The organism is Serratia sp. CY33802, assembly GCF_052169095.1.
GTDB lineage: Bacteria > Pseudomonadota > Gammaproteobacteria > Enterobacterales > Enterobacteriaceae > Serratia > Serratia bockelmannii.
Genome location: NZ_JBJNLL010000002.1, coordinates 365,085 through 382,702, shown reverse-complemented (window position 1 = coordinate 382,702; position 17,618 = coordinate 365,085). Strand labels below are relative to the sequence as shown.

Sequence of the window (17,618 nt, the reverse complement as noted above, 5' to 3'; positions counted from 1 at the left end):
GATAAAAAAGCCTGCGTTATCGCAGGCTTGAGGTTACACGGCCAGCAGCGCCAGCGGCGTCGAATTTGTTGGCGTGCTCGGCGGGTAGAAATAGCGCAGCACGTTATACAGCGAGTAGAACTCCAGCCGGTTGCGCGCGTTGATCTTCTCCGTGATGTGACGCTTGTGCACGTACACCGTATGCGAGCTGATTTGCAGCTTTTTCGCGATGCGGTAGTTGGGCATCTCCGCCATCCAATATTTCATCACCGTCAGTTCCTGCGGACTGAACAAGGAACGCTCTTCGCCGTCATCGGCCAGCGCCAGCGGATTTTCGCGCAGCGTGCGTAAAGTGAGTGGCAGAATGCTTTTATTGAACAGAAAGGCGTTATCGGCGATGCGCATTGGCGTTTCGCTGTAAGGGTAAGGCGTATCGAGATAGATAAACAGCAAGGCAGACTGGCTGGCTTCCATAAACGCCAGCAGCTGCGCGTCTGCTTCGTTATAACGGCACTGGTTGCTGAGGTTCACCAGAATGTGGCTCGGCTGAAAGCTGGCCAACAGCGGCGTAGCGTATTCAATGCTGTGGCAGCACTTGATCGTCGTAATCCCACTATCAGCAAAGTAGCTGGCTATACCGACCCGGGTGAAGCAGCATTCGTCCACGACAAGTAGTTTCATGGTGACGTCCTTGTTGAAAGCCGATGGAGCATATCTTCTGTAAAATAGGACTTACACTGCAAGTGTTCAATTCGGAAATTCAAATGCTGAATATAAGAAATTTCCGTTATCAGGATTTTTACTTGGTATTTAAAAGAGTTAGCAGGTTAATAAATTGTAACCGCTAAATTTTGCTGTCCAGGGCACGACGGCAACCTGGACAGAGAAATCCTTCGCTTAGCTAAATCGTTTCAGACCAAAGCTGGAGACGTCGACCGGCGGCGCTTTGTCCTGCGCGAACAGCGCGGCAATCTCACCCAACGCGCTGGCGAACTTGAAGCCGTGGCCGCTCAATCCGCTGATGACCATCAGGCGATCGCAATCCGGCAGCGTATCGATAATAAAGTCTTCGTCGGGGCTCATATCATAACTGCAGGCTTCGCCGTGTAAACATACGCCTACACCCGGTAAAAATTGCCGCAGGAAGGAGAAAACTTCCGTGCCGTCGCTGGCGTAGCTGCCGAAGGGTTTGCGCTGCTCGGGGGCATCCATCGGCTGGCCGCCGTCGTGCTTGCCTACTTTCAGGCCGTCGTTATCCGCCGGGAAACCGTAATAGTGCGTGCCGTCTTGCGCTTCGACGGTAAAGGCCGGGAAACGATTGTTCACGCTGTAGCGGCCATCTGCCTGATGCCAGGAGAAGACTTTGCGCAGTGGCGCGACGGGTAACTGCGGCAACAGCGCTTTGACCCAGGTACCGGCGGTGATCACCGCTTTTCGCGCCGTGAAACGCCCTTCGCCGGTGATGACCTCAACGCCGCCCTCGATAGGCTCCACCGCGCTGACCGGGCAGTTGAACAACTGGCTGCAGCCGGCTTCTTTTGCCAGCTTGATCAGAGTGGCTATCGCCAGCTCAGCATGCAGGAAGCCGGCGTCGGGCTCGAACACGCCGACATAACCTTCCGGGGCCCGGAATTCCGGCCAGCGTTGAGCGATCTGTTCGGCGCTGAGGGTTTGCGCGTTCAGGCGGAATGTTTGCGCGCTCTGCTGCGCATTGCGAATGAAGTCGGAGTGCTGCGGCCCCAAATTGAGGACGCCGCACGACTGGAACAGTTCCTCGCCGGATTGTTGAATCAGCGCATTCCACAACGCCTGGGCGCGCAGCACCAGCGGCACGTACTTTTCGCCTTCGCCGTAAGCGTGACGGATGATGCGGGTATCGCCGTGATGGCTGCCGGTGCGGTGCGGGGGAATGGCGCTGTCGATCATCAGCACTTTCAAGCCGGCCCGCGTGGCGTAATAGCCTGCCGCTGCGCCGACGGAACCGCTGCCCACCACAATCAAATCATATTCCACGAACCCACCCTCTCTGATAGCGATTTCTTATCGCCCCATGATAAAAGGTTGGCGGGCGCAATGCACTGATTGAACGATGAAAGGCAAAGAAAAAGGCGCCGGGAAAGGTCGCGGCGCCTTAGGGGGTAGGAGACGATGAATCAATGTTTTCTGCGATCAAGATCCTGGTAATCCGTAGCTTCAATCTTGGCGATGCCGGCTTCTAAGATATTGATTAATTGACGGGCGACATCTGTAGTCAGCCAAAGCGTTCGGTCTACTTGGGCTTCTTCGGGCGTTTGGTCTAGTGAAGACAGGTAATGAAGGCGTATCATCATGGCGTCGTAAACGTCGACAGTACTGATATCCCAACCGACAAGCGGGTGCGTCTGAATTACTTCATCATTTCTGTCCATAAAGACCCCTTATTGAGTAGTAACTACCGTGAGTGACTAACGAGGATCAATGCGGCTCATCATCATGAGAGCAATTACAGTATACGCATCCGCTTTCATCGGTGGAGGGGGTTGTCACCGAAATTTGCAAAATAAATATTTATTTGAACAATTATTCTACAAATTTGTAGGTGCAGCAGTGGACGAGTCAAGCGCAGCGCGTTATTCCGCGTCGGCAGGTGGCGATGCACCATGCAGACATTTTTCCAGCTCTTCGGCCAAATGTGCGAAATGCTTTTGCGTTTCGGCATCACGATTCTGGCTGTGCGATTCCAGCTTCAGGCTGTGGATCAGCCGTTGGTTGGCTTTGTCATCCAGGCTGAAGGCCAGATAAGAGAAAGCTACTTCCAGTACGTTCAAGCGCCTTTTCTGATCGGCAATCAGCGCCAGCAGTTCGCCAAACGTCATTGCGTCTTCGGATTTCACCTTGTCCGGGGCCATGCTTACTCCTTTGCGTTAAATACAGCGCTGAGGCAGATTTTGTTTCAGAGTAAGGGTAAGCGATGAATGGGCAGGGCGCCAGAAACAAAAAAGCCGGAGAGCGACCCCCGGCAAAAACAGCATTGCAGTGTTATTCTGCGCTAAACCATTCGTCCGCGCTTTCCCAGGTTTCCTGAAGGATTTCCTCGATCAGATCCCGATCGGTTTTGGCGCCCCCCAGCACGGAGAGCCCGTTGGCGCTGGCATAACGTACGTGAACGACGGCGTCTGGAAACTGGCGATTGACCCGTTTGCCCAGTTCACCGGTCAGCGCCTCAATGGCGCCCGACGGCAGCGGCCGGGTTTTATCTAGAGTGACTTCAACACGCATAATTGCCCCCGAAGCGATTTACTGTGTATTTATACAGTCAGCCGGGTGCGAGGGCAAGAGGGCGATGCAAAAATATCAGTCTTTCAGCGACCAGTTCAGGGTTTCACCCGCCAGGAAGGGGATTACGGATTCATTGCCGAGGGTAATCTCTTCCGGTTGGGTGGTTGGCACGCGCTGCAGTTCGATGAAGTCTTCGTTGAGCGGCAGGCCATAGAAGCGTGGGCCGTTGAGCGAGCAGAAAGCCTCGAAGTGCTCCAGTGCGCCGAGCTGTTCGAAGACCGCTGCGTAAGCCGGGATGGCATTCGGCGCATTGAAGCAGCCGGCACAGCCGCAGCTGGACTCTTTGCGATGCTTGAGGTGCGGCGCGGAGTCGGTGCCGAGGAAGAAACGGTCCGAGCCGCTGGCAACCGCCTGACGCAGCGCTTCCTGATGGACGTTGCGCTTGAGGATCGGTAGGCAGAACAGGTGTGGGCGAATGCCGCCGACCAGCATGTGGTTGCGGTTGAACATCAGGTGTTGCGGCGTGATGGTGGCGCCGAGGAAACGGTTGCCTGCCTGCACGTACTGTGCCGCTTCTTTGGTGGTGATGTGCTCGAAGACGATTTTCAGTTCCGGGAAGTGACGGCGGATAGGCTCCATCACCTGTTCGATAAAGCGCGCCTCGCGGTCGAAAATATCCACGGCAGGATCGGTCACTTCGCCGTGGATAAGCAAAGGCATGCCGATTTTTTGCATTTGCTCGAACAGTGGGTAAATGCCGGTCACGTCGCTGACGCCGTGGCTGGAGTTGGTGGTGGCGTTGGCCGGATACAGCTTGGCGGCGGTAAACACCCCTTGCTCGAAACCGCTGACCAGTTCACTGGCCGCCAGAGAGTTGGTCAGGTAACAGGTCATCAGCGGAGTGAAGTTGTGACCCTGCGGCACCGCCGCCAGAATCCGATCGCGGTAGGCGCGTGCGGCGGCCACGGTCGTCACGGGCGGAACCAGGTTCGGCATCACGATCGCCCGGCTAAATACCTGGCTGGTATAGGGCACCACCGTTTTCAGCATCTCATCGTCACGCAGGTGGATATGCCAGTCGTCTGGGCGGCGGATTTTCAGAACTTGAGGTTGTGCGGTCATCTAGCTAGGCTCCGGCGGTCAAATACGTCTAATGAAAAGCGAATAATGGGTTTATTCACGCCGGGGTGTAAGGATAAGCGGAAAGTGCCGCAGATGCATCTGTTTGTTGGCGACAAGTTGAAATCAACGGCGCAGCAGGCGCATAGTGACAAGGATTTCAACGATGCCGACGCCAATACCGTCGACTTTCATCAAGTGGAAAGGGAGAAAACAATGGAAGTACGCGTTATCGCCACCCTGCAAGCGAAAGCGGGATTTGAGGCCGCAGTCAGTGAAGCGGTGCACGACATTCTCGAGCCGAGCCGCCAGGAGCTGGGCAACCTGCAATATGATTTGCATCGCGATCTGGAAAAGCCGGGCACCTTCGTGTTCTTTGAGCGTTGGGCCAGCAGCGAAGCGCTGGATAAGCATAATGAGACGGCACATTTTCAGCAGTTCGTCAGTCGACTTGACGGCAAGTTGGATGTTCTGGACATCAAGAAACTGAAAAAGATCGCCTGAGCTTTTTACAGGCAAGAAAAAACCCGCCGATGGCGGGTTTTTTTAGGGTTGCAGATTAACTTATTCGTTAACCGGCTGCGGCTTTGTGGCAGGCGCGGTGGCCTGGCTCACTGCCGAGTGACCACCGGCTGAACCTTTGCCTTCAAAGTTGAAGGAAGGGCGCTGCCAGTTGCTGTGCTTGCGTTCTTCCGGCACGTAGGCTGGCGCAGGCGCTTTAGTCATCGGCGCAGTGGCGATGTGTTTGTACAGCGCGTCCTGCACGGCTTTCACCGGCGCCGGCTGCTGCGCAACTGCAGGTGCAGGTTCTGCGGCGGTTGGCGCTGGGGCTTTTTCGACCGGAGCAACTTCCACGGAGGTTGCCGCAGGTGCGGCTTCTACCACTGGCGTTTCTTCCGCTGGCGTGGCTTCTACCACCGGTGCAACTTCGACCACAGGCTCGTCTTCCGTTGGCGCAGGTTCAACCACTGGCTCTACAGCTACGGTTTCAGCTACCGGCTCGGCTTCCACTGCAGGGGCAGTCTCTTCCACTTTCGGCTGTTCAACTGCAACAGTTGCCGGGGCGGTTTCCACCGGCGCCGGGATTTCCTCGGCCGGAGTGGCTACAACCGGTGCTACGACTGCAGCTTCTTCCGTTACGGTAACGCTAGCAGTTTCAACGGCGGCTTCGGGTGCCGGTCCGTTGACGCTGGCCGCGGTCTGAGTGTCTTCCACGGTAACGCTGTGCTGTTCAACCGCTGCGGCGACAACCGGCGCCTGCTCTACGGCTTCGGTTTGCACTTCGGCTTCTTCAACCTGAGCGACCGGGTAGCTTACCCATACTTTGCCTGATGCCATTTCCGGCGAAGCGAACGCGCCCGCCAACGGCATTGGGGATTGCAGCGGGTAACGCTCATCGCGGTAACGACGGCGACGCTGGCCGCTGACGCGCAGGTGACGCGGTGAACGACGGGAACGACGCGGCATGCCTTCGCCGTTGCCGCGGCTTTCGCCCTGGGCATCGTCTTCCGGCTGTGCGGCAACGGTTTCCGGCAACAGCTTGACGCTATCGTCGGCGGTCGGCTGCGCGTCTTCGGCTTTCGCTACCGGCGCTTTCGGCGCCAACAGCTCTTCCGCTGCACGCTGCAGCTCTTCTTCCGCAGACAGGATACGCACTTTCTGCGACAGAGGGCGGCGCTGACGGCGCTGCATGTTCTGCTGCTGGCGCTCTTCCTGCTCTTCGTCGGTACTCTCGACTGCGTCAACGCTTTCCAGCGCTTTCACTTCCTGCTGAGCCTGACGTTTCTCTTCCTGACGACGACGCTGGCGTTCAGCACGCTGCTCACGGCGTTGCTGCTGATCTTCGCGCGGCGCTTTAGCACCTTCTTCCGAAGCGGTTTCCTCCGCTACCGGCGTGTTCTGCTGCTGGTTGCGGCGGTTACGGCGCTGTTCATCGCGGGATTCACGCGATTCACGGCCTTCACGGTTCTCACGCGGTTCACGGTTATCGCGCTCGCGATTGTCACGGCCTTCACCGCGCTCTTTACGCTCGCCGCGTTCCGGGCGATCGCCACGGTCGCTACGCTCACCGCGCTCTTTACGGCCGGTGCCTTGACGGCGCTGACCGCGACGATCCTGACGACGGTTCTCACCGTTGCCTTCCGCCTTCGGCGTTTCGGCCGGTTTGGCTTCTTCGACGGCAGGTTGTTCTTCACCGGCGAACAAGTTCTTCAGACCACCGAACAGGCGGCCCAGGAAGCCCGGTTTAGCGGCGGCCGGCGCTGCGGCTTTAGTCTTGGCGGCTGCAGCGACAGGTTTGGCAACGGCGACGGGTTCTTCAGCCGGCGGCGGCACATCGGCGGACAGGGAGAAGGAAGCCAGGGCCGGTTGCTCCGGACGCTTGCGTTCCATCGGCGCATCTTCCAGCGGACGCTCCATGTCTTCTTCGTGCAGTTTCGGCAGCAGGTAGCTGAGGGTAGAGGTTTCCTCGCCCTTGCGCACGCGCAGCACCGAGTAGTGCGGGGTTTGCATTTCATCGTTCGGCACGATGACGGCTTTCACGCCACCCTGACGTTTTTCGATCGCGCTGACGGATTCGCGCTTTTCGTTCAGCAGGTACGAAGCGACCTGAACCGGCACGATAGCGTGAACTTCTTTGGTGTTTTCCTTCAGCGCTTCTTCTTCGATCAGGCGCAGGATGGACAGCGCCAGCGATTCGTTGTCTCGGATGGTACCGGTGCCGTTACAGCGTGGGCACACGTGGTGGCTGGACTCACCCAGCGACGGGCTGAGGCGCTGGCGTGACATTTCCAGCAGGCCGAAGCGGGAGATGCGGCCGATTTGGATGCGCGCGCGGTCTTGACGCACGGCGTCGCGCAAGCGGTTTTCCACTTCGCGCTGGTGGCGTACCGGCGTCATGTCGATGAAGTCGATGACGATCAGGCCGCCGAGGTCGCGCAGGCGCAGCTGGCGAGCGATCTCGTCCGCCGCTTCCAGGTTGGTGTTGAACGCCGTCTCTTCGATGTCGCCGCCGCGGGTTGCGCGTGCGGAGTTGATGTCGATGGCGGTCAGCGCTTCGGTGCTGTCGATGACGATCGAGCCGCCGGACGGCAGGCGCACTTCGCGCTGGAAGGCGGATTCGATCTGCGATTCGATCTGATAGTGGCTGAACAGAGGAATTTCACCGCTGTACAGTTTGATTTTGCTGCTGAAATCCGGGCGGCCCAGCGCAGCGATGTGCTCTTTGGCCAGATCGAGAATTTTCGGGTTGTCGATCAGGATTTCGCCGATGTCCGGGCGCAGATAATCGCGGAAGGCACGCACGATAACGTTGCTTTCCTGGTGGATCAGGAACGGTGCAGGGCGGCCTTCGGCGGCTTTTTTAATCGCTTCCCAGTGCTTCAGACGGAAGGAGAGATCCCACTGCAGCGCGTCGGCGGATTTGCCTACGCCCGCGGTGCGAACGATCAGGCCCATGCCGTCTGGCAGTTGCAGCGAAGAGAGTGCTTCTTTCAGCTCGGTACGATCGTCACCCTCGATGCGGCGAGAAATACCGCCGGCGCGCGGGTTGTTCGGCATCAGCACCAGATAGCTGCCCGCCAGGCTGATGAAGGTGGTCAAGGCGGCGCCTTTGTTGCCACGTTCTTCTTTGTCTACCTGAACGATGACTTCCTGGCCTTCGCGCAGCACATCTTTGATGTTCGGGCGGCCATGGGAAGAGTAATTGCTAGGGAAGTATTCGCGGGCGATTTCTTTAAGAGGGAGGAAACCATGTCGTTCTGCGCCGTAGTCCACGAACGCTGCTTCAAGACTTGGTTCAATGCGGGTGATTTTGCCTTTGTAAATATTCGCTTTTTTCTGCTCATGACCCGGACTTTCGATATCCAAATCATACAGCCGCTGTCCATCTACGAGGGCAACACGCAACTCTTCCTGCTGAGTTGCGTTAATCAACATTCTTTTCATCTTAACTTACTCGTTATTTTTACATTATCGACAAAGCTGCGGGCAAAATAACCTCATGGCCGGAGTTAAACCGAAAGCCCCGTGTCTTCTCGCAAAGCCGTCAACCTCACGGTTGTCGCCTGCATAGGGGCGCATTATCTCGGTAAGCCTGCTTTTCTTTGTGAAAGACAGCACTTTTACTAGGGGAATAGCCTCTGATTTACGTCGACAGATCTGATTCCATTTGCCGGCCAAGCTGCAACCCGCAGCCCGCTAATTGTTTGATTTCGCATTACGTCTTACGCCATTGCTGCGTTTTTGCGCAATCAGACAAATTTTATAATTCCACCGTTTTCCCTGTTTAACGAGAATCAACGCGGAAAGTGACTGCATTATTCCACTGCTGATGCCGTTATAGCAAGGTGACTTTTCCTTAACTGCGGAAGAAATCGCAAACGTTCAAATCGGCTTGCTGCCTTATTGTCCGCTGGGGTTTCGCCCGCCGTCAGAGAGACAGTTAAGCACAGAAAAAGATGTGGCGCTATTCACGCGCTCTATTTAGAATCCCGCACCATGAAAACGAACAATCCAGCAGTACAATTCATCACGATTTCCGACGACGAAGCCGGTCAGAGAATCGACAACTTTCTGCTCGCTCGCCTGAAAGGCGTGCCGAAGAGCATGATTTATCGCATCGTGCGTAAAGGCGAGGTGCGGGTTAATAAAGGGCGCATCAAGGTCGAATACAAATTGGCGGCCGGCGACGTGGTGCGCGTACCACCGGTGCGCGTAGCCGAGCGCGAAGAGGCGCCGGTGTCGGCGAAGCTGGATAAAGTGGCCGCATTGGCAGACTGCATCCTGTATGAAGACGATCATCTGTTGATCCTTAACAAACCTTCCGGCACCGCGGTGCACGGCGGCAGCGGCCTGAGCTTCGGCGTGATTGAAGGGCTGCGCGCGCTGCGCCCGGAAGCCCGCTTCCTGGAGCTGGTGCATCGTCTGGATCGCGACACCTCCGGCGTGTTGTTGGTCGCCAAAAAACGTTCCGCGCTGCGTTCGCTGCATGAGCAACTGCGCCTGAAAGGCATGCAGAAAGATTATCTGGCGCTGGTGCGCGGCCAATGGCAATCCCACTGCAAGGCCGTACAGGCGCCGCTGTTGAAAAATATTCTGCAAAGCGGCGAACGTATCGTGCGTGTCAACAGCGAAGGCAAACCCTCGGAAACCCGCTTCAAGGTGGAAGAGCGTTACGAATTTGCCACCTTGGTGAAGGCCAGCCCGATCACCGGGCGAACTCACCAGATCCGCGTGCACACGCTGCATGCCGGGCACCCGATCGCCTTTGACGATCGCTATGGCGACCGCGAGTTCGATCGCCAACTGGCGGGTACCGGCCTGAAGCGACTGTTCCTGCACGCCGCGGCGCTGCGCTTCGAGCATCCGTCCACCGGCGAAACGATGCGCATCGAAGCGCCGATGGATGAAGAACTGCGTCACTGCCTGCAGGTGCTGCGCCAGCAGGCGACCAAATAATCCGTGTCAGACCAGCGGGTTGATGCCTTCAGCCCGCAACATCTCCAACAGCGCGATCAACGGCAGGCCGATCAGGGTGTTCGGGTCCCGGCCTTCCAGCCTGTCGAACAGCGCGATCCCCAATCCCTCGCTCTTGAAACTGCCCGCGCAGTTCAGCGGTTGCTCCAGACGCACATAGGCGGCGATCTCCGCTTCGCTCAGCGCGCGAAAATGCACGTGGAACGACTCGCACAGGGCCTGCAGCTTCTTGCTGCGGCTGTTGTACAGCGCCAGGCCGGTATAGAAGGTCACGGCCTGGCCGCTGGCCTGGCGCAGCTGCGCCCGGGCGTTCACCTCGGTATGGGGCTTGCCGGTGATGTTGCCATCGATCACGCAGACCTGATCGGAACCGATGATCAGATGCTCGGGGTAGGCGAGGGCCAGCGCCTGAGCCTTCGCTGCCGCCAGGCGCAGCACCAGCGCTTCGGCGCTTTCGCCCGGCAATGGGGTTTCATCCACCTGCGGCGCGGCGCAGTCGAACGGCAGCTGCAGCTTCTCCAGCAGCATTTTTCGATAGGGGGAGGTGGAGGCTAAAAGCAATCTCTGCATAATTTTTTTCGCAAACCGTAGCGTAAATAGGTACGGCATTTTAAACTGTCGGCCGCTGTGGAAGCGAATATTGGTGAAAGGAGCCGTTTTACGGCCTTTTTCTTTGACTCTATGTCGTTACAAAGTTAATATGCGCGCCCTATGCAAAAGGTAAAATTACCCTTGACCATTGATGCGGTACGTACCGCTCAGAAACGCCTGGACTATGCTGGTGTCTATGCGCCTGAGCAGGTTACTCGTGTTGCTGACTCCGTGGTCAGTGTGGACAGTGATGTCGAGGTGTCGTTGTCGTTTAATATCGACAATCAACGCCTCGCGGTGATAACAGGGCATGCGGACGTCACGGTAACGTTGATGTGCCAACGCTGTGGAGTCCCGTTTGAACATCAGGTTCACACAACATATTGTTTTAGCCCGGTCGTCAATGATGAGCAGGCTGAGGCATTACCGGAAGCGTACGAACCGATCGAAGTTGACGAGTTTGGCGAAGTCGATCTGTTGGCAATGATTGAAGACGAAATTATTCTTTCACTGCCTGTCGTTCCGGTACATGAATCTGAACACTGTGAAGTGTCCGAAGCGGACATGGTATTTGGCCAACTGCCTCCCGAGGCGGAGAAACCGAATCCGTTTGCCGTATTAGCCAGTTTAAAGCGTAAGTAATTGAGGAGTAAGGTCCATGGCCGTACAACAGAATAAACCAACCCGTTCCAAGCGTGGCATGCGTCGTTCGCACGATGCTCTGACCACGACTACTCTGTCTGTAGACAAAGTATCCGGTGAAACTCACCGTCGTCACCACATCACTGCCGACGGTTTCTACCGCGGTCGCAAGGTTATCGGCTAAGTAGCGATACCTTGACTCGTCTAACCCTGGCGTTAGATGCAATGGGCGGGGACTTCGGTCCCTGCGTCACAGTGCCTGCTTCGTTGCAGGCACTGGCCTCTAATTTACAACTTCATCTCCTGCTGGTCGGCAATCCCGACGTCATCTCCCCTTTGCTTGCCCATGCCGATCCGGTTCTTCTGGAGCGTCTGCAAGTCGTGCCCGCCGAGTCTGTGATCGCCGGCGACGCCAAACCTTCACAAGCGATACGCGCCAGCCGCGGCACGTCGATGCGCATTGCGCTCGAACAGCTCAGCAGCGGCAATGCGCAGGGCTGCGTCAGCGCCGGCAATACCGGTGCGCTGATGGGATTGGCGAAGCTGTTGGTCAAGCCGCTGGACGGCATCGAGCGCCCGGCGCTGATGACGGCGATCCCGAATCAGCAACGCAGTAAAACCGTGGTGCTGGATCTGGGCGCCAACGTCGAGTGCGACAGTACCATGCTGGTGCAGTTTGCCGTGATGGGCGCGGTGATGGCGGAAGAGGTGATCGGCATTGCGCAACCGCGGGTGGCGCTGCTGAATATTGGCGAAGAAGAGACCAAAGGCCTGGATAATATCCGCGAAGCGGCCGCTGTGCTAAAAAATACTCCGGCAATCAACTATATTGGTTACCTGGAAGGAAACGAACTGCTCACCGGCAAGACCGACGTGTTGGTCTGCGATGGCTTCGTGGGCAACGTCACCCTGAAAACCATGGAAGGGGTGGTTAGGGTATTCTTATCGCTGCTGAAATCGTCCGGCGACGGAAACAAGCAAGCGTGGTGGCTGAAATTGTTGGGCCGTTGGTTGCAAAAACGGGTGGTTAAGCGGTTCGGCCACCTGAACCCCGACCAGTATAATGGCGCATGTCTGTTAGGATTGCGCAGCACCGTAGTCAAGAGCCACGGCGCTGCGAACCCTCACGCGTTTGCAGTCGCAATCGAACAGGCTGTGCAGGCGGTGCAGCGGCAAGTCCCGGAAAGGATTGCTGCGCGCCTTGAGGCTGTATTACCTAAGAGTGACTGATCGTACATGTATACAAAGATTCTCGGTACGGGGAGTTATTTGCCCGTACAAGTGCGCACCAATGCTGATTTGGAAAAAATGGTGGATACCTCTGACGAATGGATCGTCACGCGTACCGGTATCCGCGAACGTCGCATCGCCGCTGCGGATGAAACCGTCGCGACGATGAGCTTCCAGGCCGCTGAGAAAGCGCTGGAAATGGCAGGTGTGACTAAAGAAGACATTGGGCTTATCGTCGTGGCGACCACCACCACGACTCACGCATTCCCGAGCGCGGCGTGCCTGGTGCAGCAAATGCTGGGCATCAAAGACTGCGCGGCGTTCGATCTGGCTGCGGCCTGCGCCGGCTTTACTTATGCGCTCAGCGTGGCCGATCAGTACGTGAAAAACGGCGCGGTCAAACATGCGCTGGTTATCGGCGCGGACGTCTTGTCGCGCACGCTGGATCCTGAAGATCGCGGCACCATCATTCTGTTTGGCGATGGTGCGGGTGCGGTGGTGCTGGGGGCGTCTGAAGCGCCGGGCATTCTGTCTACCCATCTGCATGCCGACGGCAGCTACGGCAACCTGCTGACGCTGCCGTACAAGGATCGTCAGAATCAGGACAAGCCGGCCTATGTCACCATGGCGGGCAACGAAGTCTTCAAGGTTGCGGTTACCGAACTGGCGCGCATCGTCGACGAGACGCTGCAGGCCAACAACATGGACCGCAGCGAGCTGGATTGGCTGGTGCCGCACCAGGCCAACCTGCGCATCATCAGCGCAACGGCGAAAAAGCTGGGCATGGGGATGGACAAAGTGGTGGTGACGCTCGATCGTCACGGCAACACGTCTGCCGCCTCGGTGCCTTCCGCACTGGACGAAGCGGTGCGTGACGGGCGAATTCAGCGTGGCCAACTGGTGCTGCTGGAAGCCTTTGGCGGCGGCTTTACCTGGGGCTCGGCGCTGGTTCGTTTCTGATTTGGACAGGAAGAAAAAATGACGCAATTTGCTTTTGTTTTCCCGGGCCAGGGGTCGCAGACCGTTGGCATGCTGGCCGAGTTGGCCGCACAGTTCCCGATCGTCGAAGAAACCTTTGGCGAGGCTTCTTCCGCCCTGGGTTACGACCTGTGGCAGCTGGTGCAGCAAGGCCCGGTGGAAGAACTGAACAAAACCTGGCAGACCCAACCGGCTCTGCTGGCTGCCTCGGTGGCGATTTTCCGCGTTTGGCAGCAGCAGGGCGGTAAAGCGCCTGCGCTGATGGCGGGTCACAGCCTGGGCGAATACTCGGCGCTGGTCTGCGCCGGCGTGCTGGACTTCAAGGCGGCGATCCGTCTGGTCGAGCTGCGCGGCAAGCTGATGCAGGAAGCAGTGCCGGAAGGTACCGGCGCGATGTACGCCATCATCGGTCTGGACAACGACGCGATCGCCAAGGCGTGCGAAGAGTCTGCGCAGGGGCAGGTGGTTTCTCCGGTCAACTTCAACTCGCCGGGCCAGGTGGTCATCGCCGGCAACAAAGAAGCGGTTGAACGCGCAGGCGCCGCCTGTAAAGCTGCCGGCGCCAAACGTGCGCTGCCGCTGCCGGTGAGCGTGCCTTCGCACTGTGCGCTGATGAAGCCGGCCGCCGACAAGCTGGCCGTGGCGCTGCAGGACATCACCTTCAACGCGCCGCAGGTGCCGGTGGTGAACAACGTCGACGTGCGCACCGAAAACGATCCGGAAGCGATCCGCAGCGCGCTGGTGCGTCAGCTGTACAGCCCGGTGCGTTGGACCGAAAGCGTAGAGTTTATCGCAGCACAGGGAGTGACGTCGCTGCTGGAAGTGGGGCCGGGCAAAGTGCTGACCGGTCTGACTAAACGTATTGTTGACACCCTGACGGCTGCGGCGGTGAACGACACCGCCAGCCTGTCGGCGGCGCTTGAACAATAAAGAGGAAAATGATGAGCTTCGAAGGTAAAATCGTTCTGGTCACCGGCGCAAGCCGCGGTATTGGCCGAGCTATTGCAGAAACGTTTGTGGCACGCGGCGCCAAAGTGATCGGTACCGCGACCAGCGAGAGCGGCGCTGAAGCGATCAGCAGCTACCTGGGCGCAAACGGCAAAGGGTTTATGTTGAACGTTGTTGATGCGCAATCTATCGACAGCGTGCTGGCATCGATTCGCGCCGAATTTGGCGAAATCGACATTTTAGTGAATAATGCCGGCATTACGCGTGATAACCTGCTGATGCGTATGAAGGATGACGAGTGGGAGGATATCCTCGACACCAACCTGACTTCCGTATTCCGCCTGTCAAAAGCGGTAATGCGCGCTATGATGAAAAAGCGGTTTGGCCGTATCATCACCATCGGTTCCGTCGTCGGCACCATGGGGAACGCAGGGCAGGCGAACTACGCGGCGGCTAAAGCCGGCCTGATTGGTTTTAGCAAATCTTTGGCACGTGAAGTTGCTTCACGTGGCATTACGGTCAACGTCGTGGCACCTGGCTTTATTGAGACGGACATGACACGGGCGTTGACAGATGATCAACGCGCAGGCATTTTGTCATCAGTTCCAGCCAACCGGCTGGGCGATGCTAAAGAAATCGCCAGCGCTGTTGCATTTTTGGCCTCTGATGAGGCCGGCTACATCACCGGTGAAACGTTACATGTCAATGGCGGCATGTACATGATTTAAAAAATGTGAAAACCATTTGCGTTATTTGAGGCAAAAACCGCAAAATAGCGTAAAATCGTGGTTTGACCAGCCGGGATTTAGTTGCATCTTTTTCAGCATTTTATACACTACGAAAACCATCGCGAAAGCGAGTTTTGATAGGAAATTTAAGAGTATGAGCACTATCGAAGAACGCGTTAAGAAAATCATTGTTGAGCAACTGGGTGTTAAACAGGAAGAAGTTTTGAACAACGCTTCTTTCGTTGAAGATCTGGGCGCTGATTCTCTTGACACCGTTGAGCTGGTAATGGCACTGGAAGAAGAATTCGACACCGAGATTCCAGACGAAGAAGCTGAGAAGATCACTACTGTTCAGGCAGCTATTGATTTCATCAACGCCAGCCAGCAGTAAGAGAACATATCTAGGCGGTCGTTCGACCGCCTAAGTTTTTTCTATCCCTAGTGTCATATTTTTCCCTCCCTGGAGGACAAACGTGTCTAAGCGTCGAGTAGTTGTGACCGGACTGGGCATGTTGTCTCCTGTCGGCAATACGGTAGAGTCCACGTGGAACGCTCTTCTTGCCGGTCAGAGTGGCATCAGCCTGATCGACCATTTCGATACCACTGCCTATGCGACCAAGTTTGCTGGCCTGGTAAAGAATTTTAATTCTGAGGATTTCATCTCCCGCAAAGATGCGCGCAAGATGGATGCCTTTATCCAGTACGGTATCGCTGCCGGCATGCAAGCCATGCAGGATGCAGGTCTGGACATCACCGAGGCTAACGCCAGCCGTATTGGAGCCGCGATCGGTTCCGGCATCGGCGGCCTGGGTTTGATCGAAGAAAACCACAGTTCACTGGTTAACGGTGGCCCACGGAAAATCAGTCCGTTCTTCGTGCCCTCCACCATCGTGAATATGATTGCAGGCCACCTGACAATCATGTACGGCATGCGTGGCCCAAGCATTTCCATCGCCACCGCCTGTACTTCAGGTGTGCACAACATCGGCCATGCAGCGCGTATCATTGCTTACAATGATGCTGACGTGATGCTGGCCGGTGGGGCAGAGAAAGCCAGCACCCCATTGGGCGTCGGCGGCTTTGGCGCAGCGCGCGCCCTGTCCACCCGTAATGACAACCCGCAGGCGGCGAGCCGTCCGTGGGATAAAGACCGCGACGGCTTCGTGCTGGGCGACGGCGCCGGCATGATGGTGCTGGAAGAGTACGAACACGCGAAAAAACGCGGCGCGAAAATCTATGCCGAAGTGGTTGGCTTTGGGATGAGCAGCGATGCTTATCACATGACGTCACCACCGGAAAACGGCGCAGGCGCTGCGCTGGCGATGGAAAATGCCCTGCTTGACGCCGGTGTGACCCCGTCACAAATCGGTTACATCAACGCGCACGGCACCTCTACGCCGGCGGGCGACCAGGCGGAAGCGCAGGCGGTGAAATCCGTCTTCGGCGCTGATGCCCAGCGCGTGCTGGTGAGCTCGACCAAATCGATGACCGGCCACCTGTTGGGTGCGGCGGGCGCGATCGAGTCCATCTTTACCGTGCTGGCGCTGCGCGATCAGGCGGTACCGCCAACCATCAACCTGGATAACCCGGATGAAGGTTGCGATCTGGACTTCGTGCCTCACGAAGCGCGCCAGGTCAGCAATATGGAGTTCACCCTGTGCAACTCCTTCGGCTTCGGCGGCACCAATGGCTCGCTGATCTTCCGCCGAGTGTAACTCGCGCGGTTGTTCGCTGATGAAAAGCCCGGTTTTTAAACCGGGCTTTTTTACGCCTGGCGTCCGGCCGTCAGCAGGGCTGCGTATTGCCTCGTCGCCTGCTATTCTGCGAGCGTAATGAAATCACCCGGCAACAGGAGGAAGCATGTACTGGATTAACGGACAACGCCACGATGCGCTGGCGCCGAGCGATCGTGGCCTGCAGTTCGGCGATGGCTGCTTTACTACCGCCCGGGTTATCGACGGTAAAATCGAGCTGTTGCCCTGGCACCTGGAGCGGCTGCAGCAAACGGCACAGAGGCTGATGCTGCCCACTACCGATTGGGCTGCTTTCGAGCGCGAGATGGCTCAGGCGGCCGAATCAATTCCGCTCGGCGTGGTCAAAGCGATACTGACGCGCGGCAGCGGCGGGCGGGGCTACAGCCCGACGGGGTGCGAAAATCCAACGCGCATCGTCGCCCGCAGCAGCTACCCTGCGCACTATTTGCAGTGGCGCGAGCAGGGCATCACGCTTGCGCTCAGCCCGGTGGCGCTGGCGCGCAATCCGCTGCTGGCGGGGTTGAAGCATTTGAACCGCCTGGAGCAGGTGCTGATCCGCGCGCATCTTGACCAGACGGCCGCCGACGAGGCACTGGTGCTTGACACTGCCGGTATGCTGGTGGAATGCTGTGCGGCTAATTTGTTCTGGCGTAAGGGAAAAGCGGTGTTTACCCCGGACCTGAGCCAGGCGGGCGTCGCGGGCCTGATGCGGCGGCGGGTGATCGCGCTGCTGGCGGGCTCGGAATACCGTCTGCACTGCGTCAGCGAACCGCTGGAGACGCTGGCCGATGCCGACGAAGTCCTGGTGAGCAACGCGCTGATGCCGCTGCTGCCGGTAAACGTTGCTCAATCATGGCGTTATCATTCGCGCCAGCTGTATGATTTTTTGCGTCCACACTGTTAACCATGGCTGATT

At 57.4% G+C, this 17,618-nt stretch carries 19 protein-coding genes; 11 read left to right on the top strand and 8 right to left on the bottom strand.

Annotated elements, in window-relative coordinates:
- Positions 1-33: 33 nt before the first annotated feature.
- From ACJ8HA_RS08385 to pyrC, 6 genes are all read right to left on the bottom strand, one after another.
- Positions 34-660, bottom strand: a complete 627-nt coding sequence (locus tag ACJ8HA_RS08385) for a LuxR C-terminal-related transcriptional regulator (RefSeq protein ID WP_025302402.1) — start codon at positions 658-660, stop codon at positions 34-36.
- A gap of 216 nt (positions 661-876) precedes the next feature.
- Positions 877-1,992, bottom strand: coding sequence for an N-methyl-L-tryptophan oxidase (gene solA, locus ACJ8HA_RS08380; protein ID WP_049208444.1), 1,116 nt, complete (start codon positions 1,990-1,992; stop codon positions 877-879).
- A 140-nt stretch (positions 1,993-2,132) separates the two neighbouring features.
- The gene (gene bssS / locus ACJ8HA_RS08375) at positions 2,133-2,387 is read right to left on the bottom strand and encodes a biofilm formation regulator BssS (RefSeq protein WP_004927812.1); all 255 of its coding nucleotides are present in this window, start codon (positions 2,385-2,387) and stop codon (positions 2,133-2,135) included.
- A 201-nt stretch (positions 2,388-2,588) separates the two neighbouring features.
- Positions 2,589-2,867: a hypothetical protein gene (locus ACJ8HA_RS08370; RefSeq protein WP_004927809.1), complete on the bottom strand. Its 279-nt coding sequence runs from the start codon at positions 2,865-2,867 to the stop codon at positions 2,589-2,591.
- Positions 2,868-2,997: 130 nt separating this feature from the next.
- Positions 2,998-3,237 (bottom strand): DNA damage-inducible protein I, encoded by a 240-nt coding sequence (gene dinI, locus ACJ8HA_RS08365; RefSeq protein ID WP_025302404.1) that lies wholly within the window; start codon positions 3,235-3,237, stop codon positions 2,998-3,000.
- 75 nt (positions 3,238-3,312) lie between these two features.
- Entirely contained in the window at positions 3,313-4,359 is a 1,047-nt protein-coding gene (gene pyrC, locus ACJ8HA_RS08360) for a dihydroorotase (protein WP_442515296.1), read from the bottom strand.
- A 213-nt stretch (positions 4,360-4,572) separates the two neighbouring features.
- On the opposite strand from pyrC, the gene ACJ8HA_RS08355 reads away from it, so the two are divergent.
- The gene (locus ACJ8HA_RS08355) at positions 4,573-4,860 is read left to right on the top strand and encodes a putative quinol monooxygenase (RefSeq protein WP_025302406.1); all 288 of its coding nucleotides are present in this window, start codon (positions 4,573-4,575) and stop codon (positions 4,858-4,860) included.
- Positions 4,861-4,920: 60 nt separating this feature from the next.
- Here ACJ8HA_RS08355 and rne read toward each other — a convergent pair whose 3' ends face one another.
- A complete protein-coding gene (gene rne / locus ACJ8HA_RS08350; RefSeq protein WP_442515295.1) occupies positions 4,921-8,301 on the bottom strand; it encodes a ribonuclease E in 3,381 nt (1,126 codons plus the stop codon).
- A gap of 552 nt (positions 8,302-8,853) precedes the next feature.
- On the opposite strand from rne, the gene rluC reads away from it, so the two are divergent.
- Positions 8,854-9,813, top strand: a complete 960-nt coding sequence (gene rluC / locus ACJ8HA_RS08345) for a 23S rRNA pseudouridine(955/2504/2580) synthase RluC (RefSeq protein WP_043141713.1) — start codon at positions 8,854-8,856, stop codon at positions 9,811-9,813.
- Positions 9,814-9,819: 6 nt separating this feature from the next.
- Here rluC and ACJ8HA_RS08340 read toward each other — a convergent pair whose 3' ends face one another.
- On the bottom strand, positions 9,820-10,401 hold the full coding sequence (locus ACJ8HA_RS08340) for a Maf family protein (protein ID WP_442515294.1): 582 nt from the start codon (positions 10,399-10,401) through the stop codon (positions 9,820-9,822).
- A gap of 141 nt (positions 10,402-10,542) precedes the next feature.
- Between ACJ8HA_RS08340 and yceD the strand changes: the two genes are divergently transcribed.
- The 9 genes from yceD (at position 10,543) to pabC (ending at position 17,606) form a co-directional block, all read left to right on the top strand.
- Entirely contained in the window at positions 10,543-11,064 is a 522-nt protein-coding gene (gene yceD / locus ACJ8HA_RS08335) for a 23S rRNA accumulation protein YceD (RefSeq protein ID WP_004927780.1), read from the top strand.
- Between the two features lie 16 nt (positions 11,065-11,080).
- Entirely contained in the window at positions 11,081-11,248 is a 168-nt protein-coding gene (gene rpmF, locus ACJ8HA_RS08330; RefSeq protein WP_004927778.1) for a 50S ribosomal protein L32, read from the top strand.
- An 11-nt stretch (positions 11,249-11,259) separates the two neighbouring features.
- Positions 11,260-12,294 carry a phosphate acyltransferase PlsX gene (gene plsX, locus ACJ8HA_RS08325; protein ID WP_025302410.1) on the top strand — a complete coding sequence of 345 codons (1,035 nt, stop codon included), beginning with the start codon at positions 11,260-11,262 and terminating at the stop codon, positions 12,292-12,294.
- 6 nt (positions 12,295-12,300) lie between these two features.
- Positions 12,301-13,254 (top strand): beta-ketoacyl-ACP synthase III, encoded by a 954-nt coding sequence (locus tag ACJ8HA_RS08320; RefSeq protein ID WP_442515293.1) that lies wholly within the window; start codon positions 12,301-12,303, stop codon positions 13,252-13,254.
- Positions 13,255-13,272: 18 nt separating this feature from the next.
- Complete coding sequence (gene fabD, locus ACJ8HA_RS08315) at positions 13,273-14,202, top strand: ACP S-malonyltransferase (RefSeq protein WP_049208450.1); 930 nt, start codon at positions 13,273-13,275, stop codon at positions 14,200-14,202.
- An 11-nt stretch (positions 14,203-14,213) separates the two neighbouring features.
- On the top strand, positions 14,214-14,948 hold the full coding sequence (gene fabG, locus ACJ8HA_RS08310) for a 3-oxoacyl-ACP reductase FabG (protein ID WP_016928193.1): 735 nt from the start codon (positions 14,214-14,216) through the stop codon (positions 14,946-14,948).
- A 154-nt stretch (positions 14,949-15,102) separates the two neighbouring features.
- Entirely contained in the window at positions 15,103-15,339 is a 237-nt protein-coding gene (acpP, locus tag ACJ8HA_RS08305; protein ID WP_004719003.1) for an acyl carrier protein, read from the top strand.
- 82 nt (positions 15,340-15,421) lie between these two features.
- Positions 15,422-16,663, top strand: coding sequence for a beta-ketoacyl-ACP synthase II (fabF, locus tag ACJ8HA_RS08300; RefSeq protein WP_060432867.1), 1,242 nt, complete (start codon positions 15,422-15,424; stop codon positions 16,661-16,663).
- A 145-nt stretch (positions 16,664-16,808) separates the two neighbouring features.
- Positions 16,809-17,606 (top strand): aminodeoxychorismate lyase, encoded by a 798-nt coding sequence (gene pabC / locus ACJ8HA_RS08295; protein WP_060432868.1) that lies wholly within the window; start codon positions 16,809-16,811, stop codon positions 17,604-17,606.
- Positions 17,607-17,618 lie beyond the last annotated feature (12 nt).